The organism is Mucilaginibacter sp. HD30 (genome assembly GCF_054061755.1).
The window spans coordinates 927860-952712 of the sequence record NZ_JBSSEO010000001.1; the positions used below are offsets into that span (position 1 = coordinate 927860).

The window sequence follows — 24853 nt, forward strand, 5'->3', positions numbered from 1 at the left end:
CAATTACTTGCTCTTATGACCTGGTTGAATGCAGAAACAGACTTCTACGGATGCATTGGTTTAGAAAATTCAAGTTACCTTAATAGAAGTTTCAGCAGATCATTTTACTTACCTTTCTGGACATTATTTTACGAATTACTCGATGACTGGAATTTTGCTTTATATCGTTTAAATAGTTGTAATCACTCACAGCTATAATGAATTTATAGAAAAGATAGGACGCCTCATTTAGTTTTTACGAAAAGGCCTGAATGCTTCTCTCAAGTCCTCAGTGTACAATTCCGGTTGTTCCATCGCTGCAAAATGCCCGCCTTTTGGCATTTCCTTAAAGCGAACTACATTGTAGCCACGCCTGGCCACTGATATAGGTGCATGTGTAAAAGCGAAGTCGTAAGGGTATTTAGAGATCATTGTAGGAACGCTGACATAGCCAGGCCAGGATGATTTCATTTCTGTCATTGCTCCACGATAATACCAGAAGCTGCCGTCAATGCCATTCTCATTGATGATATAAAGCATGATATCAGTCAACAGGCGGTCTTTCGATATTACTGCATCCAGATCACCTTTATTATCTGACCAGGTCCAGAACTTTTCCGCGATCCATGCTGCTGTTCCCAGCGGGCTATCATTAAGCGCCACTGCCGGCATCATCGGTTTACGGGCCTGCATCCGCCAATAGTCCATACTGGCCGTTCTGAAATCGTGACCTGCTTTGAAGTATGCCTTTTCCTCTGCTGTTTGTTCTTTTTCAGGTACAGGAACACCGGGGAAGAAGTTAAGATGAATACCTTTTACGTTTTCCGGGTAGTTGTGGGCCAGCAGAATGGTCGCGCCTGCTCCCCAGTCACCGCCCTGGGCGTAATAGTTCTTGTACCCGATCACTTCGGTCACCAGTTTATTCCATAAACGGGCGGTCGTAATACCGTTAACCGGTTTACTCGGCATGGAAGAAAATCCGAAGCCAGGCAAGGCAGGGATGATCAGCGTGAAAGCGTCATCCGCTTTGCCGCCATATTTAGAGGGATGGGTAAGCGGGCCGATCACATCAAAGAATTCAAAGGTGGAACCAGGCCAGCCGTGCGTAATGACCAATGGCAAAGGGTTCTTGCCTTCACCTTTGATATAATAGAACTGAATATCCATGTCTTCGACATGTGCTTTGTAAAGCGGGTAGCTGTTCAGCAGTTTCTCCTGCTTGCGCCAGTCATATTGCTTGATCCAGTAGTCGTGAAGTCCGGCAAGCCATTTCATATCCATGCCGGTTTCCCAGTTGGATTCCGCACCTTCGGAGGCAGGCATTTGTTTAGGTATCCGCGCATTTTTAACCCGTTCCATAACAGAATCCAGACGGGCTTGGGAAACTTTAATTTGAAAAGGTTTAACTAATTCAGGCTGGGCAAAATCAGCCTTGCTGGCTGAAGTTTGAGCTGATAACACAGCTGCTGATGTATTTAATAACGTCGTTAATATCATGAGCTTTTTCATAATGATTTTTTTAGAGGTCGATAAAAAAGCGGCCCGGCTGCCAATGGTAGTCGGGCCGGCGGGTTGATCAGGCTGTGTATTTTGCCAGCCATTTAGCCTTAGTAGCGGCTCTTGCGTCGATGAACTCCTGGTCAGTTCCCTCGGCAATAGCGTCCAGTGGGAAACGTAAGGGGCGGGTTCCGTCCTGCATGTTCACCAGTTTCAGGATACCGTCTGCAATAGTTTGCGGATCCATGTTGTACTGCGCCATCTTACCGAAAAGCGCGGTACCGATGGCATTGAATTTCTCTGTCGCGGCGTCGCCGTAGGCAGCGGTGATCTCCGGCTTATCCGAATGCACGCCGGCCTTTGATCCGTTGGTCATTTCTGTAGGATAAACTCCCGGCTGAATAGTTACATTCTCTATATTATATTCAGCCAATTCATCCTGCAAGCCTTCCGATATGGTTTCAACACCGAATTTAGAGGCCAGATAAGGGACCATGAATGGCAGCGTATGGCCGCTTGCGCCGGAAGTAATGTTGATTATGAGGCCTTTCTGAGCCCGGCGCATGGCGGGCAGCACTTCCTGGTAAGTCCTGATGACGCCATAGAAATTAACCTCGAACATTTGTTTGATCTGATCGATGCTGTAAGCTTCCAAAAGGCCGAATCCTGTTACCGCGGCGTTGTTGATCAGCACATCAACACGTCCGTATTTAGCCAGCACCCCGGCAAAGGCATTTTTAACCGAATCGTCATTGGTTACATCTATCTCAACCACATCTACTTTAGGTAATGCGGATAGTTCTTTTGCAGCAGCTGCATTTTTTCCGGCAATGTCACGCATGCCTGCAATTACGGTATAACCCGCTTTTGATAAGGTAATGGTTGTCAATTTGCCAAAACCTGTACTTGTTCCTGTGATGAAAATTATCTTTTCCATGATCTTATTTTTATTTGTTTTTGATTACTCAAAATTGCGTACAAGTGGTTAGCCCCACATTGATGTATGATAAAAAGGAGCATTGATATATGTCAATCGAAAGCGCCGGGAAAGTTGTAAAAAAGACGGGCAGACAGGTTGAAATTCATCGGTCAGTCAAATCGATATATTTAAATATGGACGTTACAACAAATAAAAATTGAACACCACAGCAAAGTCCAATAGATAAATTAGCCGGAGATTTGCTTAATTAATTACAACAGCAATGGAACAATCGAAAAAAGAAACAGTATTGGTTACCGGAGGATCCGGCTTCGTGGGCAGTTACTGCATTATACAGTTACTAAAGGAAGGATATACGGTCAGAACGACGATCCGGTCATTAGATAAAATAGATTCATTAAAAGAAACACTTTTGGTCGGCAAGGCTGAAAATATGCAGAATCTGACCTTTATAGCAGCTAACCTCACGAGCGACGAGAATTGGGATCAGGCTGTCGAAGGATGTGATTACGTTCTTCATGTGGCTTCCCCTTTTCCGGCAGGAGAGCCTAAAGACGAGAATGAGATCATTATACCGGCACGGGACGGCGCTTTAAGGGTTTTGCGCGCAGCGCAAGCCGCAAAGGTAAAACGTGTGGTTTTAACCTCGTCGTTTGCAGCTATAGGCTATACCATTGATCCTAAGAACCATGTTTTTACAGAGGCCGACTGGACAGACCCCAATGTAAAATTACCGGCCTATATCAAATCCAAGACGATCGCAGAACATGCTGCTTGGGATTTTATGGAAAACAACGCCGGTGCTATGGAATTGGTTGTCATTAATCCTGTTGGTATCTTCGGACCGGTTTTAGGAAAAACTTTTAGCAGTTCGATCGGCATGATCGTACAGTTACTTTCAGGAAATATGCCTGGAACGCCGAAATTATCTTTCGGCATCGTGGATGTTCGTGATGTAGCCGATATCCATATCAAGGCAATGAAAAATCCGGCAGCCAGCGGCCAGCGGTTCCTGGCAACTTCAGACGGAATGATCTCATTTCCGGGAATTGCCAAAGTTTTAAAAGCTGATCGTAATTTACCTGTTGACAAAGTGCCGTCTAAAGTGCTGCCGAACTGGGTGGTAAAGGTCAGTTCATGGTTTAAGCCGGAATTGAAACCTATTGTCCCGCAATTGGGTGTGGTGAAAACGCTGTCAAACGCAAAAGCTAAATCTGTTCTGAACTGGAGCCCACGACCCAAAGAAACGACCATTAAAGAGACGGCAGAAAGCCTGGTCAAATTTAAGATCGTATAAGAGTTCTCTTTTATTATAGGCTTTTAACATTTCATTTGCGAAATTTGATCATATGATACCAGCGCATGAAAACCCTCAAATACTGATCTCTTGCTACTACAAGAAATCTGTAAATGGTGAGGATATCGTTAACCGGCATGCTTTTGCTTATCAGATCACCGGAAGCCTGACCGTTCAGGACGGACGCGAGAAAGTGATCTTTCAGCCGGGTGACTTTCGCTTCAATGTCCGGAACAGGTTGGCCAAATTTGTGAAACAACCTGGTGAGAGTGATCCTTTTAGATCACTTTCACTACAGTTTGACGAAGGAACGCTGCGGGAGTTTGCCGATGAGCACCATCTGACGGCTGAAGCGACATCTTATGTTCCACCCTCGTTCCAACTCAAAAAGCACCCGCTTCTTCAGAATTTTGTGGATTCACTGCAGCAGTCACTACCTTATTTTAGTGAAGGAAATAACGACCTGATGAAAATAAAGTTAAAAGAGGCTTTGATCGTTCTGCTTAAAGTGCAGCCTGAATTAAAAGATATACTTTTCAACTTTCAAACTCCGGGCAAGATCAACATTAAGGCTTTTATGGAGCGGAATTTCCGCTTTAATTTAAGCCTGGCGCGGTTTGCCTATCTCACCGGCCGGAGCATTTCGACCTTCAAACGTGATTTTTTAGGGGAGTTTTCAATGACACCGGCAAAATGGCTGCAGCAGAAAAGGTTAGACGAAGCTTATTATTTGCTGAAAGAGGAAAAGTTTAAAACCACTGATGTCTATTCGGAAGTGGGATTTGAAGACCTGTCTCATTTTTCATTTGTGTTCAAGAAACATTTTGGAATCAATCCCTCCAGTATTTCCTGAACCGCAAAAGCTGTCTCAAAAGGAGCAGCCACCTCTTTAACGTTGCAGCGCACAGGAAAGAACTGGGACCATAGGCTGACGGAACGGTTTAACAAACTGCTTGCCGAAACGCTATAGGTGACAGCTGAGTTTTACTTTTAAATAGTTTACTAAATGATTGCGGGTAATCAAATCCGAGGGAATAAGCAACTTCGCTAACCGATAATCCGGTATTTGATAGCATTTCCTTTGCAAGATCAATCAGCTTGTCATGGATGTGCTGCTGTGTGCTTTTGCCGGTAAGCGTTTTCAGTAATCCGCTGAGGTAATTTGGAGAAACATGAAGCGCATCTGCAACAGAGATTACAGTCGGCAAACCTTTATTTACAAGATTTGCAGGATTGAAACATTCATTAAGAACAACTTCAAGACGGCTAACCATATTGTGACTGCTAACACTACGGGTTAAAAACTGGCGCTGATAGAAACGTTGGGCATAAGCAAATATCACGTCTAATTGACCCACAATAACGTTTTGTGTGAATTGATCGACACTCCGGGTATATTCGGCCGCTATATTATGTATGATGCCGGTAATGATCGCTTCTTCCTGTTCTGAAAGAAAAAGCGCTTCGTTAACAGCGTAATCAAAATACTCGTATTGTTTAATACCTGTAGCCAAATGGGTATTCCATAAAAAATCGGGATGAAAAACGAGCAACCATCCGGAATGTTGGATAGGCGCATCAGCGTCTGACTCGATTCCGATCTTCTGCCCGGGAGACATAAAAGTCATAATACCTTCGTCGAAATCATAGAACTGTTGGCCATACTTCAACTTAGCATGAAAATCATGTTTCAGCGCAATGGCATAAAAATCAAGCACCCAACTCGCCGGGTGCTCAGGGGTGCATCTCATATCTTCAAACCGTACTACACTAACCAGCGGATGCACCGGCCCAGGTAAACTCCGGAGCCGGTGAAACTCGGTAATGCTTTTGATATGTTGAGGTTTGCTATCGGGCATGCGCTAAGATACCTGTTTTTGATAGGCTAAGGCAAAATCTTTGGCAAAATCGTCAATCTTGATCTTACCCAACACCGGCCTATTTTTTAAATAGTCTTCAGCGATCAAGCCTTTATGGTGACCCTCCTGCAACTCTACCAACAAAGATGCAGATTGCGGAGGTAAGCCTGCCGCTTCAAGATCTTGCCGCGCTTTTTCGGCAGAGATCAATTCCCATTGCAGGTCGGGTTTACCGATTGCCTCACCTAAAGCCCTTGCAATCTCGTTGCAGGTCAATTCGTCGCTGGCAACATATCTAATATTTCTGCCAACATCGGTTTTTTCCAATTCTTCAGCTACAGCCACAGCAATGTCTTCAGGTGCAACAAGTACGGTGTGATCTTCGCCGCCATAACCGGCTGTTATTTTGCCCTTATATCTTATAGCCGGGATGAAACTTAAAAGATTGTAATAGAACGAAGCCGGGCGAATATGGGTAATGCTTACATCGGTAGATAAACTGTTCATTATCCGTTCGTAATAATAAGTTCCGACAATTCCGCCCGTTCCGTTATCACGGTGCGCACCCCAGCTGCTCAGGTTCACAACACGTTTAACGCCTGCCTGCCTGATAGCATCGACATAGGTTCGTGCGGTTTCGCTGAATTGCTTTATCGGGTCAATATCCGTGTCCATGTAATTTACAGGTGGCACCATGGTATAAACAGCGTCAGCACCTGCAAATATCTTGCTCAAAAACAGGGTGTCCTTAACGGAACCTAAGGCAGCTTCTGCTCCCAGGTTTTCGATCTCTACCTGCTTTCCGGCATCCCTGCTGACTACGACCACTTTATGGCCTTTATCTACCAGTGTTTCTGTAAGCGGTTTGCTAATGTGCCCTAAAGAGCCTGTTACAATGATCTTCATTTCGATATGTTTTAATATAACACAAAGGTCTGTGTATCATTAACCGCATACTTAACCAAATCTATCCTTGTCGTGTCAATATCTCAGTTGTTCATTTAAAACAATTTAGCTAGTGATCGGCGTTATCACCTCATCGCTAATTTATTAAAACCACTAAACAAATTTGATACTTCAAAGCGAACTATTTTGATAAGGGAATAGCAATGCGTAATGTTGGCCTGTTTCCTTCAAAACGGTTTCTGGCACCAGTCTCAAAGAACATTTTCGCTTCGATCAGTACACCGTTCGGGGCAAAGTAAGCCAGTCCCGGGCCAACGCCCAGGACGCGTTCTTTAGTGCTTCCGATACCAAATTGGTCTGCATAATAATGACGGTTCCCGGCATAACTGTCCTGGTTTAGCTGGTTTAAAAAGTACGCAGCCGCTTCAACTTTGAAGCCTTTAGCCACATTATAGTCAACAGAATAGTTTCCATTATAATAGATCCCCGGTTTATTTTGCTGACCGATAATATGCGCATTATAATTGAACTGGTTTCGTGAGCTTAAGCTAAGCTTATCGCTCACGAATAAAGTAAAAGCATGATAAGCCCCAAAGGCGTAAAGATGTGAAGATGCATTTATATTATACCTGCTGTCATATGATCCGGTCGGAAGCGTTACATCAAACTCAGCACGATGGGAGAAGGGTTTTCCAAATAGTTTCTTATTCGACCACTGTATCGCTGTTCCCTGCACGATATCCCCAAGCGCGCCAGGGTTTACAGTTGGTGCCGGCCCGTTCAGGTTGGATGAGTTGATCTGTACTACAGGTACAATTACCGTGAATCCCAGGTTCCCGCCCAGTAATTTCACAGGCGTCAGATAGATCAGTTGGTTTAGAGAAACTACCGAATTGATCTTTAGATCTGATGAAGTCCTGTGACCTGATCCATCTGCAAAATGTTTAGTTTCAAAAGCTTGTAGGTAGCCCTGATAAACCCAGCCTGGTTTACCGGCAAAGCCGTCATATACATTGGACAAGCCGAGATTGGTTGGTGGTAATACCGGGTCCTGGGCAAATGCATAATCTATATTGACCAATAAGCCGATAAGTATGGCTGCAAAAAATACCCGGTAGGCAAACCCACCTGATCGGGAAGCTAAAGAACTAAACGGCTCGATGGTCGAACCCAGATTATTAACTGTCGTATTATGCTCAAAGATTTCCTTGAGATCTTCGGCATTTTTATGATTTAGAGATGGTGTTTTCATACAGCAAACCTACTGGTGGAGGGAAAACTCCCGAATGATGTAAGGCAAGAAATTGGATTGATAAATATCAATTGGCGCTATTGCCATCAGTGATCAGGTAATTCAACTTACGTTTGCTGGGTTCAGATTCTGGTACAAACCAATTACAGTTTCATTGCTCAACAGCAAATGACAATAAATAAATGCATTACATACCGTTTCGATGTTACCCAAAAGTTCAGCTCCCGCATTTTGCATCAATGATACCATTTCGTCCAGATTGTCAACTTTAAAGCCTACAACCACATTCGTGTTTTTAAACAGATATTCCGGATAGCAGGCTCCGGGTCCGTAAAACTCCATTATTGTTCCATCATCCATGCTATAAACTGTTAATCCCGGCTGAACCGGAATTTTCTTCAGTTTAAGCCCCCCGGATAACAATATTTTAAACAGGTCACCATCGGCGGTACCCGTTTTAACCGAGATCCGGGTTATCGTTTTTGTCTTTTTCATATTCAACTTCATTTAAACCGGGATTGGCCAGCCGCAGCGTTAAGATTGCACTCGGCCTTTTCCGGCAAACAAAATTGAAAGATCGGAACCAGTAAAAAATTGATATAAAATAAAATAGCACTTGATAAATGTCAAGTGTTATCAATATTGCGGAACTTAAATCAGCGTTTAACGATCTGTTTTCTGACCCGGCTTAACGTCTCTGCGGTAATGCCTAAATAAGAGGCGATCATGCTCTGCGGAACGCGCATAGTGAGATGGGGAAATTTTTCCAGAAAACTTAAATATTTATCTTCAGCGCTGAGGCTGATAAAGGTATGGATCCTGTTTTGAGCAACGAGGAAGCTTTTTTGTAATATGGCATTGATCATATTGTTGAATGCGGGCACCTCGGCACATAGCCGGTCAAATTTTTCCTTGCTGATCAGGGCTACTTCTGAATCTTCTATAGCATCAATATTATAGATCGACGGCTGCCCCGTTTGAATGCTTTCCCGGTCGCCGATCCACCAATTCTCTATAGCAAAATTTAAAATGTGTTCAACCCCTTTTTCATCAACTGTGTAGGTGCGTAGGCATCCCTTGGTGACAAATGAGTGGTTTTTGACAACATCTCCTTCCTGGCTGAGATATTGTCGTTTTCTAACCTTCTTTATAACTGCCGCCGCCGCAACTGTTTCCAGTTCCTCGGCAGTATAGTTGCCTTTTCCTTGTAAATAAGTTTTAAATACCTCGATCACTAGCTGTTTTTTGGTGAGTTAACGATTAAAGATAAAGAAGAAATTTCACTATATAAAGAGTTGTAATGAAGGATTGGCATCGGCGCGCATAAGTCATTTGTAAACAATTGATTTAAGTCAATTTCATTTCTTACGATACATCAATTGTGATCCGGAGCGCACAACTCATCTTTGTATTGTTCAAACGACAAACACAAAAAACAAAATAAATTAATCACAAATTCTTTAATCATTAAAACCATGTCAACATTAACCAAATGGGTTTTAGACCCCATGCACTCAGAAGTACAATTTAAAGTGAAACACCTGGTGATTTCCACAGTGACCGGTTCTTTTAAATCTTTTGAAAGTAACCTGGAAACCGATAATGAAGATTTTACAGGTGCAAAAATTCAATTCAGTTTAGACGTAAGCAGCCTTGACACCAACCAGGAACAACGCGACGCCCACCTCAAGTCTCCTGACTTTTTCGACGCGGAGCAATATCCGAAGATCACCTTCGTCTCAACAGCATTCACCAAAGACGGAGAGGATTACACTTTAACCGGCGACCTGACCATAAAAGACGTGACCAAAACCGTAACCCTTGCAGTAGAACATGGTGGCCTTGCCGGAGATTTTTACGGCAATACCAAAGCCGGGTTCGAAATAACAGGCAAAATTAACCGCAAAGAGTTCGGATTGACCTGGGATGGCGTCACCGAAGCCGGTTCGATCGTAGTAGGCGAAGATATTAAACTGCTGATCAACGTACAGTTTGCAAAACAAGCTTAAAATTTCAAAATATGAGTATTAAACCCGGACTTTAAAATAGTCCGGGTTTTTTCGTTTGTTCGGATGGGATGAACACATTCATCAAAACATGACGACCCGACCGGTAGCGTTTGCTGAACCGCTACAGTTCTGTTATTAAAAAGCCTCAGGGAATTGATATAAATCAATCCTATTTCTTACGATAGGTCAATGGAGGCCGACTGTGAACAAGCCATCTTTGTATTGTTAAAACAACATAAAACATTTAAAAAATAAAGACATGAAAACTGCAAAAGAATTATTACTGGACTATCTGGAAAACGTAGGTAACCCTGATTTTCAGATCGAATTATTTGCTGACGATGCGGTATTTGAGCTGCCATACCTTGCCAGCCTTGGCATACCGGCCCGTTGGGAAGGCCGTGAAGTACTGTACAACTTCTTAGGTAACCTGCCAAAGACTTTCCCCGGATTCAAATTCAAGAACATTCAGATCCATATTGATACGCCTGATCAGGCTTTTGGAGAATACGAGGCAACTGCTGTTATAGCGTCAAATGGCAAAGATTACGCTCAGCACTATATGGGCCGTGTGGTAGCCGAAAACGGTAAGATCAAATTGATCCGCGAAGCTTTGAATATGGTACCGGTCGTTAGAGATATTAAAGGCATCGCTATTAACTAAACAATAATAAAGCCTCCTGCACCAGTCGTGAAATAAACCATTTGTGCAGGAGGTCTTTGGTATCAAACGTTTTAAAATTATTTTAATCTTTATCGTCATGAAAAAACGTCCTGTACTTAATTTCTCCTTCCTGAATATCTTGTGTTTGTTTGTATCACTGAACAGTTTTGCTCAGCAAAATATAAAAAAAGGCACTTCAATGACTTTACTCGAAGTGCAGAAAAAATATGACCTCGATCCTTCCCGTCCTTTGTTAAAACGTATTTCCAGGACACCAGATAAGGTTATTAAAATGTTCCAGGACGCAGGCATGTTACCAACTGAACACCAACTGACCAATGAAGAAGAAATCATTGTTGCTTCGGAAATTTCGGCGCTTCCACCATTGCATCAGCGGGTTTTGAAACAACATTTAAAAAGCATCAGCTTTTTAGATAACATGCCAAATACGGCACTAACCTCAACGATCACTACAGATGGAAGCGTTAACCTTTACCATATCACTTTCCGAGCTGGTATATTGCATCAAAACATAACTGAATGGGTAAATGAAAAAGAGGCCACCTGTTTTTCAGGAGGCGACTCCACACTTTTAGTTTCTATCCAGGCAGGCAAGTTAGAAGCATTGACCTACGTTTTGCTTCACGAAGGAACACACGTTGTAGATGGCTCAATGCATCTGATCTCAGCAGACTCCGAAGCCGGTAAACCACATATGAATGATTTTACCCGGAAGTTTTCAAATGGAATATGGAGCAACATTAATACACTTCAATGGCCTGTCAAAGATTCCTTAGTTTTTAAAAGCAGGTTCAGGCGGGGAGGTCGACAATTTCTCAATATAGAAGCTTCACAGGTATATGCTGAATTGGTTAAAACACCCTTTGTTTCAATATACAGTACAGCAAGCTGGCATGAAGACCTGGCGGAACTTTTAACAGTATACCATCTGACAAAAGTGTACAAACAGCCTTTTCGTATTACCATAAAACGTTCCGGAACGGTGGTCGAGGAATATAAACCCATGAGTTCAACTTTTGTAAAGCATCGACTGGAATTGTTGCGCAGATTTTACCTGTAGGTTTAAAGTATTTAACAATTTGCACCAAACCTGGCTGTTCTCCGCCTATACAAATATTTTTTTTACTTTAGACTCGTGGCGCCACCCAGATCAAAGCTTCCTTATTACACGGACATCAACGAATTCCTGGCTTCTATTCCCTGGCCCGACCGGACAACGGACCCGGATTTTTACTGTTTACGCTTAAAGCCGCTTGAACAAGCCGTACAGGTATACCGGCCCCCTTTTAAAAGATCGTTTTATTTCTTCGCGTTATTTCTTAATTCGGGGAAGATCGAAGTAAATTATGGCGAACGAACCGTGCAGGATCCGGATGCTTATCTGGTTTTTCATTCGCCTGATCTGGTCTACAGTTTTGCGCATAATAACGCTTTAAAGGGTTATGTCATTTACTTTAAACCGGAGTGTTTCACCTTCTTCAAACCCGACTTCAACGGGGAGTTTCCGTTGTTCGATATCCTGCATACCAACTTATTTAAGTTCGGGAAAGAGGCCTTTGAAAGGTTAGCCCCGCATTTTGAAGACGTATTTTTGGCCTATGAACGCCCGGACAGCGCACAGCATATGGAGGCCCGGGTCAAATTACTGGGCCTGCTTTACCATCTGCATAGTTCGCCGCTGCTGGCGCCGGCTGCTAAGCCGGTCAGCAGCCAGCATACTTTGCTGCGCAGCTATCTGCGGCTGATCGATCATCATTATCTGGACAAGCGCACAGTGGGGGAATATGCCGCCCTGCTTTCAGTTTCCGCCAACTATCTTTCCCAGGCCGTCAAACAGGCCTCGGGTAAGAACGCGCTGAGCTTTATCGCTGCCCGGGTGGCTACCGAAGCCCGGTCGCTGGTACTGCATACCCATCTCCACATTGCTGAGATCGCTTACCAGCTTAACTTTTCCGATTCAGCTAACTTTAGCAAATTTTTTAAAAAGCAGACCGGTAAAACGCCATCTCAGCTGCGGAAACCGTGAAATTTACCGGTATTTCCAGGTTTTCGACACTTGTTTTTTGATCGCAACCGCTTTCTTTGTGTGATGAACCAAGACCCTGCCACCGACGCTTATATCGCTAATGCCGCTGAATTTGCCCGGCCCATCCTGGCGTACTGGCGCCACCTGATCAATGAGAACTGTCCTGATGCCGTAGAAGCTATTAAATGGAGTTTTCCGCATTTCGACTACAAAGGTGACCATATGTGCATGATGGCGGCTTACAGCAAGCATTGTTCCTTTTCCTTTTTAAAAGCAGAGCTCATGAGCGACGCGCGTTTGCGCGCCGATAAGGACCTGAAACCGATTCAACGTTTTTTTGGCAAGGTCACCAAACTGGAGCAGTTACCGTCGGATGAAGAATTTATTGCCATGATCAAAGAAGCCATGGCGCTGAACGAAAGCGGTGTGAAGATCAAACGGGAGAGGCCCGTATCCGATAAACCCAAGGTATTGGAAACCCCGGATTATTTGCAGGCTGCGCTTGATGCTGTGCCAGCGGCAAAAGAGGTCTTTGAAAGTAAATCTAATTCCTTCCGTAAAGATTACATTATTTGGATCACTGATGCCAAAACCGAAGAAACCCGTCAAAAAAGGATCAGCGAAGCACTGGAATGGATCACCGAGGGTAAAGGCCGTTTCTGGAAGCACCAGAAGTAGTTAGCCAACGGGAAACCAGCTATCGATATCGTTTGTGCCTTGGCAGATCGCTCAGGCACTTAATTTAGCGAGTTTGTCGGCCACGGCTTTCAGTAAACTGATACTGATGACATTGGACGTAACCGGATTTTCCGGCGTATTGATGGCCCGGTAACTTCCTTCTTCATCAGGCTCGAAGGTAAAGGTATGCTCATCCACCAGTACGGCGATCCGGTGCGTGTAGCCATAACGTTCGAACCGCGCTTTGAACTCGTGTGCTGTTCCCAGAAAATCAACCGGAAGAATAAACGTCTCTGTCATAATCGTTACTAAAATAATACCTGCCGGTCAGATCACCAACCGGAATGTTAAATTCACCCGGGGCTTCATCGTTTTGGCAGATTTGGCAATGCGGTGTTCCCATTTTTCCTGCAGCCCGCGTTTCATCAGTAAGAAAGAACCATGTTCCAGTTTGATGGAATACTGCTCGGCATGTTCCTGCTTGCGGCGGATATCGAAGCTGCGTACCTGCCCGAAACTGACCGAAGCAATGACGGGCTGGCTGCCCATGATGCTTTCCTTATCGCTATGCCAGGCTACCGAATCGTTGCCGTCGCGATAATAGTTCAGCAGCACACTATTGAATTGGATACCGGCGAGCGGTTCTACCAGTTCACGGATCATCTGCAATTCCGGTATCCAGGGCAAAGCACCGGCGATCCGTTCCGTTTCGCCATACCAGCAGGTTAATCTCGGTGTGAGGTATTCTTTATCCCACAGCTTTTGCCTGGTTTGCTTCCAGGGGGTATTGGCTATAAAGTGCTGCAATAACCGGTCACTCTCCGCCACAGGAAGCAGGCCCGGCTGATAATCCAATAAATGTTTCGGCAGATCTTTACTCTGCCCGGCTTCCGCAAAGAACGTTAACTGTTCCATATAATCTTTCTGCTTCCTGTTCAAATAGGGTAGAATCCTTCGGTATCTCTTTTACATACAGATCGGTCTTTACCACAGTGGCAAAGTAGTCATCTACGACCCGTTTCAATTTTTCGAGATCGCACTCTTCGGTCTCAAATACATACATTTTTTCTGGTATGAAACCGCCTTTGATGATGTATTGCGTGACCAGGCAATAAGCGGTATTTGCCGGCGGTTGCCCCGTCTTCTCATATATCCGTACCATCGTTCCTCCTTTTATGTTGACAAATTTATGCTAAAATTATTAGCATTTTAAAATATGTTTAAATAATTTTGATGCGATGGAAAAGCCCGCCGATGTTAAGTATACGGAAGAATTGCTGCGCGAAGCGATGGAACTGCTCGAAGATCTTTATCCTAAGCTGGGCATGTTTGAACGGCAGCATTTTATGGAACTGAAAAAGCGGGTGGAACAGCATGAGGCATTAACTGTGGATCTAAGAAAAGCGCTGAACGAGATATGTTGAGGATAAAAAAACAGGCGACGAAAAGGGATGTACTGGGCTTCCGGTTACCCATGCTTACGCATGAAGAGCCGGCCCTGGATATTTCAGATATTACCGTGGTTGACCCGGACAACACCTATTATATGCGGATGGGCAGCGGGTCGATGACCGGGTATCATATCCTGGAGGATCATGTACTGGTGATCGACCGCTCACTGGCACCCGTCCCGGGCTGCATTGTGGTGTTTTTCCATGAAGGTGATTTTTATGTGCGGGAATATTGCCCGGAGCATGGTCAGTTGTCCCTGAAGGCGAATACCCGGGCGGAGACGATCATAATAGCAGCAGACAGGTGGGAATGCTGGGGCGTGGTGATGCTCACCCTTAACCCGCTTTTACAACCGGCACAAAAGACAGGAAGGTACGGCCGTGTTTGCGCATGTTGATATCAATAATTGCTATGTGAGCTGCGAGGCGCTGTTCAACCCGACGCTTCGCGGCCGGGTCGTCGTGGTGCTGTCGAATAACGATGGCTGCGTGATCGCCCGGAGTAACGAGGCGAAAGCTGCCGGCATCAAAATGGCCGACGCTGAATTTATTGTCCGGCAACGATTGAGGGAACTCGATGCGGTGATCTTCAGCAGTAACTACGCGCTTTATGCAGACATGAGCGCGCGGATGATGAATAACCTGGCCCGCTACACGTATATGCTGATGGTCTACAGTATTGACGAAGCATTTCTGGCTTTAGGGAATTTGGCCGGAGTCGACCTCGAAGGGCATGTGACGACCATCAGCCGGAACGTGATGCGGGATACCGGCCTGTCGATCACCGTCGGTGTCGGGCCGACCATGGCGCTGGCCAAACTGGCCAATAAGGCGTCCAAAAAAATGAAGCGCGATTTTTTGGTATTGGATACTGCAGAAAAGATAGATGAGGTCGTTAAAGATTTTCCGATCGAAGATGTGTGGGGTGTTGGGCGGCAGTATTATGAGAAGTTAAAGGAACAGGGCGTGGTTACTGCAGGGGATTTCCGACAGCTTAAAGCTGACTTTGTCCGGCAGCAGATGACGGTGCAGGGCTGGCGGCTGCACCAGGAATTATGGGGCAAACCCTGCAATGTCATTAAAGATGTGGCGGATCGTTCGAAGGGTATTGAATCCAGCCAGAGTTTCAACACGTACCAGACCGAACTGGAAAAGATCGAGGAAGCGGCTGCTATGCATGCGGCGACGGTCGCCGTCAAACTGCGGCAGCAGCAAAGCATGGCGCTCACCCTGACCATTTACCTGCGCACCAATAAACATAACGTGTCCCATGACCAGCATTATCCGAGTATCACCGTTAAAGTGCCGTTTGCGACGAACAGCACGCAGGAACTTACCCGCATTTGTGTGCAGGCGCTGCGCGCAATTTATCAGCCGGGTTACAATTACTTAAAGACCGGCGTGAGGGCTACCGGGATCATCCCTGCCGGCGAGGGACAGTTCAACCTGTTCAGCGATTATGATAACAGCCGGCAGCAGGCCCTGAGCGGGCTAATGGATGACATCAATGCCCGTTACGGGCGGGGGGCTTTACGCGTCGCCGCTGAAGGTTACGACAAAACCTGGAAGATGAAACAGGAATTCCTGAGCAAACAGTACACCACCAACTGGAATGATATCATCGTGGTCAAATGAGTTACGGACAGGAAAAATTCTACGGCATGCTGAAACAGGCATTGATGAACTGGGTCTGGAACAATCCGCGTTTGCTGCATAAGATCACCAAACGCAACCTGGAGTTACTTTTCGAGTTCGACCCGCAGCGTGGATTGTCCATCGATCTGCGCCGTTTTGAGCTGGATTTCTATAAAGCTGCTTTTTACCCACCCGAGGAAAAGAAAAAGCATATCGATGAATTTGTGCGTAAGGTCTGTATCATTATCCATCAAAATTTAAAGGTTGCCGGTCGGGCTGATCTAACGATCACCATTACTGTGCGACATATGATCTCCGAAATTAGCCATTGGAAGACCTTTTATATCAGTGAGCGTTTTGATCCGGACCCTTTAAAATCGCTGGCCGAAAAGGAAACTGATTGGCATTATCGTTTTCGATAGGTACCGGGTTGTATAATTTAAGGGATTGTTTAACTTTAAACCATGCACTTGGTACTTAACTGGATCACCGTATTGCTCGCGTTGATCATTTCTCAGTCATTACTGGCATCCGGCCTCTTGTTTTTCGCTCGGGATAACCGGCGGTCTAATCGTATCCTGGCATTGCTGATCTTTTTACTGGTACTATGGCTTTGCGATGATCTGATGCGTATAGGGCGCATCTACCGTCAGCAGCCTAACCTGTATTTTCTGCCTATCTTTTATTCTTTCGCGTTCGCACCGCTCATTTGGTTCTATGTGCAAAGCCTGACCCAAGAGATCTTTCGTTTTAGGTGGCTGCACTTGCTGCATTTTTTGCCGGTGATGTGCCAGGCCCTGCTTTACTGGTCATTGACGTTCACTTCGTACCAGACCAAGGCCTGGTATTGGGAGCATATTCACCAACCGTATACTTACCGGCTGGAATTTGACGGCACCTGGCTTTCGCTGCTGATCTATGGCTATTTGTCGCTGCGCCTTGTGCGGCATTACCAGATGTGGGTCAGCAATAACTTTTCCGCGGTGGCGAATATCCGGTTGAACTGGCTGATGATCATTTTGGCGGCTTTATTGCTGCTTTGCCTGCAGTGGTTGGCGGAGATCGTTATGCGGGATGGATTCAATTACTATTTCAACTATGATTTTACCGTGCAGTTCCTGGGTGTGCTATTGCTGATCCTGGCAATCGGCGGATTGCGCCAGTCGAGTTTGAAAGGAATTCAATATGTAGAGCCGGTTGCGGAAAAAGAAGTGTTTACGCCCGAGCCCGCCATCCTGCAAAAGATCACGGCGGCGATGGAATCCGATCAATTGTACCTGAACCCCGCACTGACCCTGACCGAATTGGCGGCGCACCTTAAAATCAACAGCCGCCTGGTATCGCGGCATATCAATAGTTGTTTTGAACTATCCTTCAACGATTATGTCAACAGTTACCGGGTGGAAGCGGTGAAAGCACGGATCGACGCCGGTGACCTGCAAAAGTTTACCTTGCTGGCCATCGCTACGGATTGCGGCTTTAATTCCAAGACCAGTTTCAACCGCACCTTTAAGGAAATGACCGGTATGCCGCCGTCTGACTATAAATCATAGGTGCCAAAAACAGTTTTTGGCACGTAGCCGGTTTGTTTTGCCATGATCCCTGCGCGCATCTTTGGGGTATGAAAAAAATCATCATCGTATTATTGTTGCTGGCCGGAAGGGTCAGCGCCCAGCAGGTATGGACCGATCATTCGCGTTTGTTACCTGACCAGTTGCGAAATATCCCAACGGCTATAGCGATATTTCATGACCCTACACCGGTTTACCCCGAGCGAAATGCCGACACCGTAAACTACCCTGGCAAATTCATTTGGAAACATCGCACTACGGTAAGTGCAACTCAGGAGTTGGAGGTCGTTGCCGCCGGTAGCTATATCTGGTATGGTGATAAAGGATGGATCAAAAATATAGAACTGGATAAGGCAGGTTTTGCCGAACGCTTCAGATGCGCTGGGGGCAAGATCAGATCGGGGCAGCATTATACTTTTGAAAAGAACTGGCGCTATGGTGACCAGGTTTACGCAGGCGATGCGCTTTGGTTTGTCCTGGCTAAAGACCAAACCGGTAAATTATACAAAGGTATCGCAGTCGTAGAAACCGAAGGTGTGATGAACCCGCGTGACCTGGAAAGCCTGTCTGGCAAGGCTTGGAGCGGCACGTTAACTTATTTGGATTATGGCACGAACAAATTGACTCCGATACCGACCGAACTGACCGTTGCCACTAAACGACTGGGTGTTTATGAATGGATCACCGCTTATCCTAAAGAAAAAAGCCACAATAGTATTGATACGATCAAAATTACCAATGGCGGTAATGTGCTGGATGATGAAGCCGTCAAAGAGCGTAGTTTTGCTAACGGCAGCCTCAAGATCGTAACTGAGAAAACCGGCAGCGACAATAATAAACCGGCGCGTTTTCGCTACACCTACCTGATCAGCCCAAAGACATTCTCCCAAAAAAAGGAAGTTTGCTATCAGGGACAGGCCGCATGGTTTGTTCGTAACGAATTAAAGTTGGAGGCCAAATGAAAAAGTTATTCATGGCTATTTTGAGCTTACTTAGCTTCACGGCTTTTAGTCAAAAACATACCGTTGATGCCAAAAACAGTTCGCTGACCTGGACCGGTCATGCCCAGACCGGCGTATATTCACCCAAGGGTACTTTAGCGATCAAGTCAGGGACGCTAACATTTTCAGGGAGTGAACTGACGGGTGGAACGGTTACCGTAAATATGACCAGCCTGAAAACAGACAATGCTGAGATGCAGGAACATTTGCGCAACAAAGATTTCTTTGATGTTGAAAAATTCCCGGAGGCCACACTCGCCTTAAAATCAGTCAGCGGAAATGCGGCTAAAGGGACATTGACGATCAAGGGTATCACGCAACCCATTGTATTTGATTTGCAACTTGGTAAAGGAACTGTCCATGCTACTGCCACTATTGACCGCACGCTTTACGGGATCAAATATAATTCAGCGTCTTACTTTCAGGATCTGGGTAGTTACGCGATCCGGAATACTTTTGAGATCGACATTACCCTCGTTACGTTGTAAGTAAATTTATTAATTACTAAAATAATTAGTATTTTCGTCCGTTTAAATAGACTATGTGCGGAAGAGTTTTAATAGGCGAACAAAAAGATATTGTGATCACTGGGCGGGACGGCCGTCAGTTTAAACCCAAACCGAATGCTGCCGGGAGCCCGGGAAGCATGCTGACTGTCGTGACCGATGCGTTGCCGGATAAAGTACAGCAGTACCGCTGGGGTTTATTGACCGCGGATGACGAGAAGATCCATACGAAGCATAAGCATGCGAAGATTGAGAATCTGCATACGGTTTGGCGCAGGCAGTTGGGGCGGAAGCATTGCGTGATCAGGATACAGGCTTTTTTTGAATACAATAAAGACCAAAAGAAATCTTACCGGATCGAGCGCGTGGATGGCAAGCCTTTTTATATCGCCGGGCTCTGGGACATCTGGATGGATGTGGAGACGAATGTCTTACTGCCGACTTGTTTGATGATCACTATGCCGCCGAACCGGGCGATGGCGGAAATTCATGACCGCATGCCAGCTATCCTGGAGCGCAGCGATATCAAGACATGGCTCAACGGAAATTTGACCGGACAACAGCGCACGGCTCTTTTAATCGGTAAACCCTGTTTGCCGGAAACGCTTAAGATCACCGGGCAATAAGCTAAGACACAAGTCTGCCGGATCAGATTTTTCGTCTGCCTTGTCCCGCTGCAGAAGGAGAGGCGTTTAAGCTTCCGGTAGCGTAAACCAAAATATGCTGCCCTGACCAGGTTCGCTGTCGACGCCGATTTTCCCGCCATGTTTTTTAATGATCTCTGCGGAAATGTATAAACCAAGACCTAAGCCGGCATACTGCCCGCCCTGCTGCTCACCGCGGAAATAACGGTTGAATAAATGCGGAATTTTTTCCTTGGCGATGCCGGGTCCCTGATCAATGACGGATACTTTAAAGTAGCCAGGCTCCTCATCAACTCGTATGGTGATGGTTTTCGAGTTGGTGGCATACTTAACGGCATTGTTGACAAAATTGACAATCACGCGTTGTATACGCTCAGAGTCAGCTTTAACCAGTTTATCTTTCAGGCCATCTTTCACGATGTGGTGAACTCCTGTCGCCGTCACATGCAGGCAGCATTCATCGATCGCTTTTGACAAGTTGAACTTTGTTTTTTTCAGCTGCAACTGGCCTTCAGCCAAGCGGCCGGCGTTCAGCAGTTCGTCTACCAGGACCGTCACCTTGTCCATGCTTTTGTTCGCCTGGTCCACTAATTTCGGCAACATGCCAGTAGGTGCGTCTTTCATTCGGCCGATCACCTGCAGGCTGCCTTTCAAGGCCGTCAGCGGCGTTTTGAGCTCGTGGCTGGCGATGCTGATAAAATCATCTTTTTCGCGTTCAGCAAGTTTGTCCCGGGTGATATCATAAAGCGTCCCTAATACGCGTTGGTTTTCAGCACGGCCCTGCAAGTTAATCCATTTGACTATTCCTTCGTTGGTTTCAATACGGCCCTGGAAGTCGAAATTATCTTCCGGCTTGAGCTGCTGAAGGATCGTTTTTAATTTGATTTGATCTTCCGCAAAAAAGAGCTTTACCAGCATTTCCTCCGTCCAGTCTCGTGATTGGTTGATACCGAACAGGTGATCGAAACCCTCCGAACTGGTGATGGTACGATCGAGAAGGTTCAGTTCCCAAACGGCCATTTTGGAATACGCCAGCGCCATGCTGAGCCGCTGTTCACTTTCCTGCAACTTCTTCCAGGCGGTAAAATCGTCCAGGACCGTATGTGCATAGGATACGCCGTTGGCCTCGAAGGCGATGGTCGTTACGTGTACCCAAATAAGCGTTTTGTCCTTTTTCCATAGGCGGGCGTCCAGCTTAAAGTTAGGCTTACCTTCCTGCCACATGGCGTGCTGCAATTCCTGCCAGTGCGGTTTATCTTCTTCAAAGGCATAGTCCATGATCTGGGTACCAATAAGTTCATCCTCAGAATAACCCATTAGTTCCGTCAGCGCCTCGTTAACTTTTAAAATGGTGAGTTCGCTGTCAATGACCTTACTCGCCGCCGAGGTCAGGCCGAAAATGGCCTCAAAGCGTGCGTTACATTCTTTAAACTTATGTTTGTAGTCTGTTTCCATTGCCTTAAATAACAGGTAAACCTTCGAGCCGGTTTTAGCCAAATGAAACAATTGGACAGCAGGCCGGTGCAACTGATATATTTACTCCCTATTTAGCTATCCGTTTAAAGCAATAGATGTGCAGTATATTAATCAATAAAAAAGCTACAGCGCGGAAAGGCACCTACTTCATTTTCATAACGTAAGGTGGCAGCACTCGTAATGAGCTAATTAAAACGCGGCCGGGGATAAAATGAAAGCTGGGCGGACAGCTGAAGTAGGTTAGCTGATCACACGACCGGTTAGCCAATCAGCTGCAGCAGATCTATTATTGAAAAAAGCGACCTGTACCGCATCGTAGGCAGAAGGTAAGCTTTTGTCGGCTGCGATCCTGCTGAAAGTGCTTGGTGAATAGATCCAGGCGAATTTCTTCAAGCCTGCCGCCGCCATAGCCGGGAACCAAACTTCGGCACCCCAGTCCGAGGCTTCCGACCAATTGCCTTTGACACGCGTATTGTCGTTCAATACTTTAGTGCAGTTGTTTTTTTGCATCAGGTCAAGCATGATTTCACAGCCTTTAACGACCGAATCATAGTTTTGATAACCGAACCAGTCCACATCCAGGTATTCACTATCCGGCTGGTAACGGATGGTAATAAAGCTGCCTTCATAATAAGTATGCTGATCGGTGCTGATGTCGGTAAACTGTTGTTTGCCGGTCAGCGGCAACAGGTAATAAAAAGTAGAGCCTGTCCCCGGTTCGCTTTCGATCCAAAAACTGCCGCCGTGCCTTTTCACGATCTCCGCTGAAATAAATAAACCCAGGCCCAGGCCCTGGAAACGGGCCGAAGTATTGTCGACGCGGTAAAAGCGGTCAAAAAGGTCTTTAAGATGTTCTTCGGCAATTCCAATTCCAAAATCTTGCACCGCGACGATCAGGTTCTGTTGCTCCAGGGTACAATTTACCAGGATACGTTCCGCCTGCGGCGAATATTTGATCGCGTTATTTAGTAAATTGATGAGCACCTGCTCAAGCCGGTGCCGGTCGCCGCGGTAGACGATGTTGCAATCAGTCTGCAATACAATTTGATGAGCCATCGTCTGCTGCATGCTTTCAACGGTTTCGCTCAGCGCCTGACCGAAGTTGAAATCCTCCATGTTATAGATCATCTTACCGGCATTTATCTTAGACACATCCAACAGGTCTTCGATAAGGCGGCCCAGTCTTTCGAGTTGACGTTCGGCTTTCCCGACAAACTGTCCGGCGACCTTTTGTTCGCCGACTTCCCGTTTAGTTAACTGGAAAAAGGCTTTGATCGTGGTGAGCGGCGTTTTTAACTCATGGCTGGCAATACTGATAAATTCGTCTTTTTGCTGCTCATTGGTTTTTTGCTGGTGTATATTGGTATTCGTCCCGATCCACAACTTCACTTTGCCGTCCTCGACGAGCGGAAGCGCGCGCGCCAAATGCCAGTAATAATCGCCATCCGCAAATTTTAAACGAAATTCGGTAAGGTATTGGTGGCCGGTGCTCAATGCCCGGCGCCACTTATGCACCGCGCCAGGCAGATCCTCCGGGTGAACGAACTCCTGCCAGCCATGACCTACTACCGAGTCAGCCGTGTGCCCGAAATCCTCGCTGATGACCTGATTGACGTAATCCAAGGTGCCATCCGGTTTCGCCGTCCAGACCTGCTGCGGCATGGCATCCAGGAGAAAGCGGAAACGACCCTCACTACTTTCCAGTAATTGACGTGCCAGCATCTGCTCACTTACATCCTGGCATAAGACCATCACGCCCGACACCGTACCATCGGCTTCCCGGTAAGGTTGATAAACGAGGTCGAGAAACCCTTCGATCGTGCGCCCATCTTTATAAACGAAGTAGGGCTGGTCATATAAATAAAGCGGCTCCCCGCTATCTCTGACCCGTTCAATGATCGGGCGGAAAACCGCCTCGGTTTCGGGTATGACCTCGAAAAGCCGGCGACCTTCTAATTCACCGGCAGTACGGCCAATCAGTTTGCCATACTGGTCGTTAACGATGGTTACCTGAAGGTCTGGTCCTGTGAGTAAGATAATGCCAACTGTGGCATCGCGTACCAGATTGCGGAAGCGTTGTTCACTTTCCGCTAAGCCGTCGAGCGTTTGTTGTAACCGCCCTTGCGTATCACTTAACTCTTCGTTTGTCGCGATCAGTTCTTCATTGGCTGCCAGCATTTCTTTATTGGCCGCACTGATCTCTTCATTAAGCGCCTGCTGTTCTTCAAAACTTTCTGCTAATTGACTCGTTCGTTCGCTGACACGCTTTTCCAACTCGAGGTTCAACTGATGAAATTGTTCATTGGTTGCGGTTAATTCTTCGTTGGCCGCCTGCAGTTCTTCATGGATCGCCTGCAGTTCCGTTAAAGAATTACTGAGTGCCAGGCGCGTGGCTACATGACCGGTAACTTCATATTTGAAACTTAATACGGCATCCACCTGTCCATTGCGATCATATAATGGTTGATAAACCGTGTTAAAGTAATGATCCGCTACCGGTGCGCCGATTAAGGGCGCCAGCGGTACATGTAATTCGTCTTTGATAAATGGCTGCCCTGTTCGATATACGGTTTGCAGGATCTCCCAGATCGGCTGGCCTTCAATTTCCGGTAAAGCTTGCAGCAAGGGTAAACCCAGTATTTCGCGGCCCGGAAACAGTTCCTGTTGGTAACGCGGATTGACATAATCAAAAATGAGCTCAGGCCCGCGCACGATGGCGATCTGGGCTGGGATATCATGGAAAAGCCGTTCCATTTGTTCCGCTTGAAGATGGGCAGTTTGCGCCGTTTCCTGAAGTTGTTTCTCTTTAATGATCGCCGCGCTAACGTCTGCCGTTTCATGAATGATATAGCGCATTTCTCCCATAGCGTTCATCACCGGCTGATGAACGGTTTTCCAATAGCGTTCCTGCAGTGTTAAATTATTGCCCGGAGTATCAAAGCGGATAATGGGCATCACATCACATTTTTTGGTTTGCAACACCCGTTTCAATGAATCCAAAATGCCACCCCGCTGTTCCGGCGCCCAGCCCGCTGTTTCGGGAAAAATATCAAAGAGGTAACGGTTCGTCAATTCGGCGCGTTGTTTGCCAGTGAGTTCAAGGTAGGAATCGCTAGCAGCCAGGATATGCAATTTAGGCGACAGCAGCAAGTAATTGCCTGGCATCGATTCAAAAACAAGTAGATCCAGGGCGCTTGGCCCCTGCTGTTCAGTAGCAAGCATGTGATAGTTGACGGAGTAAAACACGGTTTAAACAAAGTTTGGCTGCTTTTTGTTTTCCGGTCAATCCACAACCTGTGGGAGTGTGTGAGTTGATGCGGCAGGGATGGATTACAGCGATCAGATGATTTTGAAATGCGTTTAAAGATGCTGGTCAGGCCGCCTGTGTGGTAAGATGCCTTCACGTAGACAAGTACTGATCAAGCGGTAAATGAATGATCA

At 46.1% G+C, this 24853-nt stretch carries 27 protein-coding genes; 15 read left to right on the top strand and 12 right to left on the bottom strand.

Annotated features, from left to right (window positions below; translation table 11 throughout):
- Window positions 1-228 precede the first annotated feature (228 nt).
- Entirely contained in the window at window positions 229-1488 is a 1260-nt protein-coding gene (locus ACVW2L_RS04525; protein ID WP_457126765.1) for an epoxide hydrolase family protein, read from the bottom strand.
- 67 nt (window positions 1489-1555) lie between these two features.
- On the bottom strand, window positions 1556-2413 hold the full coding sequence (locus tag ACVW2L_RS04530; protein WP_457126766.1) for an SDR family oxidoreductase: 858 nt from the start codon (window positions 2411-2413) through the stop codon (window positions 1556-1558).
- A 265-nt stretch (window positions 2414-2678) separates the two neighbouring features.
- Here ACVW2L_RS04530 and ACVW2L_RS04535 point away from each other — a divergent pair, with 265 nt between their 5' ends.
- Window positions 2679-3713, top strand: a complete 1035-nt coding sequence (locus ACVW2L_RS04535; protein WP_457126767.1) for an SDR family oxidoreductase — start codon at window positions 2679-2681, stop codon at window positions 3711-3713.
- A gap of 52 nt (window positions 3714-3765) precedes the next feature.
- The gene (locus ACVW2L_RS04540) at window positions 3766-4566 is read left to right on the top strand and encodes a helix-turn-helix domain-containing protein (RefSeq protein ID WP_457126768.1); all 801 of its coding nucleotides are present in this window, start codon (window positions 3766-3768) and stop codon (window positions 4564-4566) included.
- 88 nt (window positions 4567-4654) lie between these two features.
- On the opposite strand, the gene ACVW2L_RS04545 is transcribed toward ACVW2L_RS04540, so the two are convergent.
- From ACVW2L_RS04545 to ACVW2L_RS04565, 5 genes are all read right to left on the bottom strand, one after another.
- On the bottom strand, window positions 4655-5572 hold the full coding sequence (locus ACVW2L_RS04545; RefSeq protein WP_457126769.1) for a helix-turn-helix domain-containing protein: 918 nt from the start codon (window positions 5570-5572) through the stop codon (window positions 4655-4657).
- A 3-nt stretch (window positions 5573-5575) separates the two neighbouring features.
- Window positions 5576-6478, bottom strand: coding sequence for an NmrA family NAD(P)-binding protein (locus ACVW2L_RS04550; protein ID WP_457126770.1), 903 nt, complete (start codon window positions 6476-6478; stop codon window positions 5576-5578).
- 181 nt (window positions 6479-6659) lie between these two features.
- Window positions 6660-7730, bottom strand: coding sequence for a SphA family protein (locus tag ACVW2L_RS04555; protein ID WP_457126771.1), 1071 nt, complete (start codon window positions 7728-7730; stop codon window positions 6660-6662).
- A gap of 102 nt (window positions 7731-7832) precedes the next feature.
- Window positions 7833-8225 (bottom strand): hypothetical protein, encoded by a 393-nt coding sequence (locus ACVW2L_RS04560; protein ID WP_457126772.1) that lies wholly within the window; start codon window positions 8223-8225, stop codon window positions 7833-7835.
- Between the two features lie 161 nt (window positions 8226-8386).
- Window positions 8387-8965: a Crp/Fnr family transcriptional regulator gene (locus ACVW2L_RS04565; protein WP_457126773.1), complete on the bottom strand. Its 579-nt coding sequence runs from the start codon at window positions 8963-8965 to the stop codon at window positions 8387-8389.
- A gap of 240 nt (window positions 8966-9205) precedes the next feature.
- Between ACVW2L_RS04565 and ACVW2L_RS04570 the strand changes: the two genes are divergently transcribed.
- The 5 genes from ACVW2L_RS04570 (at window position 9206) to ACVW2L_RS04590 (ending at window position 13128) form a co-directional block, all read left to right on the top strand.
- Window positions 9206-9739: a YceI family protein gene (locus ACVW2L_RS04570; protein ID WP_457126774.1), complete on the top strand. Its 534-nt coding sequence runs from the start codon at window positions 9206-9208 to the stop codon at window positions 9737-9739.
- 259 nt (window positions 9740-9998) lie between these two features.
- Window positions 9999-10403, top strand: coding sequence for a nuclear transport factor 2 family protein (locus tag ACVW2L_RS04575; protein WP_457126775.1), 405 nt, complete (start codon window positions 9999-10001; stop codon window positions 10401-10403).
- Window positions 10404-10500: 97 nt separating this feature from the next.
- Window positions 10501-11484, top strand: a complete 984-nt coding sequence (locus ACVW2L_RS04580) for a hypothetical protein (protein WP_457126776.1) — start codon at window positions 10501-10503, stop codon at window positions 11482-11484.
- Window positions 11485-11559: 75 nt separating this feature from the next.
- Window positions 11560-12450 carry a helix-turn-helix domain-containing protein gene (locus tag ACVW2L_RS04585; RefSeq protein ID WP_457126777.1) on the top strand — a complete coding sequence of 297 codons (891 nt, stop codon included), beginning with the start codon at window positions 11560-11562 and terminating at the stop codon, window positions 12448-12450.
- Window positions 12451-12513: 63 nt separating this feature from the next.
- Window positions 12514-13128 (top strand): YdeI/OmpD-associated family protein, encoded by a 615-nt coding sequence (locus tag ACVW2L_RS04590; RefSeq protein ID WP_457126778.1) that lies wholly within the window; start codon window positions 12514-12516, stop codon window positions 13126-13128.
- A gap of 51 nt (window positions 13129-13179) precedes the next feature.
- On the opposite strand, the gene ACVW2L_RS04595 is transcribed toward ACVW2L_RS04590, so the two are convergent.
- Genes ACVW2L_RS04595 through ACVW2L_RS04605 form a run of 3 tightly spaced genes read right to left on the bottom strand, consistent with a single transcriptional unit; the run spans window position 13180 to window position 14290 of the window.
- Window positions 13180-13428: a hypothetical protein gene (locus ACVW2L_RS04595; RefSeq protein WP_457126779.1), complete on the bottom strand. Its 249-nt coding sequence runs from the start codon at window positions 13426-13428 to the stop codon at window positions 13180-13182.
- A 27-nt stretch (window positions 13429-13455) separates the two neighbouring features.
- On the bottom strand, window positions 13456-14043 hold the full coding sequence (locus ACVW2L_RS04600; RefSeq protein ID WP_457126780.1) for an alpha-ketoglutarate-dependent dioxygenase AlkB family protein: 588 nt from the start codon (window positions 14041-14043) through the stop codon (window positions 13456-13458).
- Complete coding sequence (locus ACVW2L_RS04605; protein ID WP_457126781.1) at window positions 14003-14290, bottom strand: hypothetical protein; 288 nt, start codon at window positions 14288-14290, stop codon at window positions 14003-14005. The genes ACVW2L_RS04600 and ACVW2L_RS04605 overlap by 41 nt, the downstream gene beginning before the upstream one ends.
- 76 nt (window positions 14291-14366) lie before the next feature.
- On the opposite strand from ACVW2L_RS04605, the gene ACVW2L_RS04610 reads away from it, so the two are divergent.
- The 8 genes from ACVW2L_RS04610 (at window position 14367) to ACVW2L_RS04645 (ending at window position 19918) form a co-directional block, all read left to right on the top strand.
- Entirely contained in the window at window positions 14367-14552 is a 186-nt protein-coding gene (locus ACVW2L_RS04610; RefSeq protein ID WP_457126782.1) for a hypothetical protein, read from the top strand.
- A complete protein-coding gene (locus ACVW2L_RS04615; RefSeq protein ID WP_457126783.1) occupies window positions 14546-14977 on the top strand; it encodes a LexA family protein in 432 nt (143 codons plus the stop codon). The genes ACVW2L_RS04610 and ACVW2L_RS04615 overlap by 7 nt, the downstream gene beginning before the upstream one ends.
- Window positions 14978-14993: 16 nt before the next feature.
- Entirely contained in the window at window positions 14994-16214 is a 1221-nt protein-coding gene (locus tag ACVW2L_RS04620) for a Y-family DNA polymerase (RefSeq protein ID WP_457126784.1), read from the top strand.
- Entirely contained in the window at window positions 16211-16636 is a 426-nt protein-coding gene (locus tag ACVW2L_RS04625; protein ID WP_457126785.1) for a hypothetical protein, read from the top strand. The genes ACVW2L_RS04620 and ACVW2L_RS04625 overlap by 4 nt, the downstream gene beginning before the upstream one ends.
- A 42-nt stretch (window positions 16637-16678) precedes the next feature.
- Entirely contained in the window at window positions 16679-17767 is a 1089-nt protein-coding gene (locus ACVW2L_RS04630; RefSeq protein WP_457126786.1) for a helix-turn-helix domain-containing protein, read from the top strand.
- 68 nt (window positions 17768-17835) lie between these two features.
- Entirely contained in the window at window positions 17836-18747 is a 912-nt protein-coding gene (locus tag ACVW2L_RS04635) for a hypothetical protein (protein ID WP_457126787.1), read from the top strand.
- A complete protein-coding gene (locus ACVW2L_RS04640; RefSeq protein WP_457126788.1) occupies window positions 18744-19274 on the top strand; it encodes a YceI family protein in 531 nt (176 codons plus the stop codon). Before ACVW2L_RS04635 ends, ACVW2L_RS04640 begins: the two co-directional genes overlap by 4 nt.
- 53 nt (window positions 19275-19327) lie before the next feature.
- Window positions 19328-19918 carry an SOS response-associated peptidase gene (locus tag ACVW2L_RS04645; RefSeq protein ID WP_457126789.1) on the top strand — a complete coding sequence of 197 codons (591 nt, stop codon included), beginning with the start codon at window positions 19328-19330 and terminating at the stop codon, window positions 19916-19918.
- Between the two features lie 66 nt (window positions 19919-19984).
- Here the strand turns inward: ACVW2L_RS04645 and ACVW2L_RS04650 are convergent, their stop codons facing one another.
- Window positions 19985-21391 (bottom strand): ATP-binding protein, encoded by a 1407-nt coding sequence (locus tag ACVW2L_RS04650; protein WP_457126790.1) that lies wholly within the window; start codon window positions 21389-21391, stop codon window positions 19985-19987.
- Window positions 21392-21652: 261 nt separating this feature from the next.
- Complete coding sequence (locus ACVW2L_RS04655) at window positions 21653-24634, bottom strand: PAS domain-containing protein (RefSeq protein WP_457126791.1); 2982 nt, start codon at window positions 24632-24634, stop codon at window positions 21653-21655.
- Between the last annotated feature and the right edge of the window lie 219 nt (window positions 24635-24853).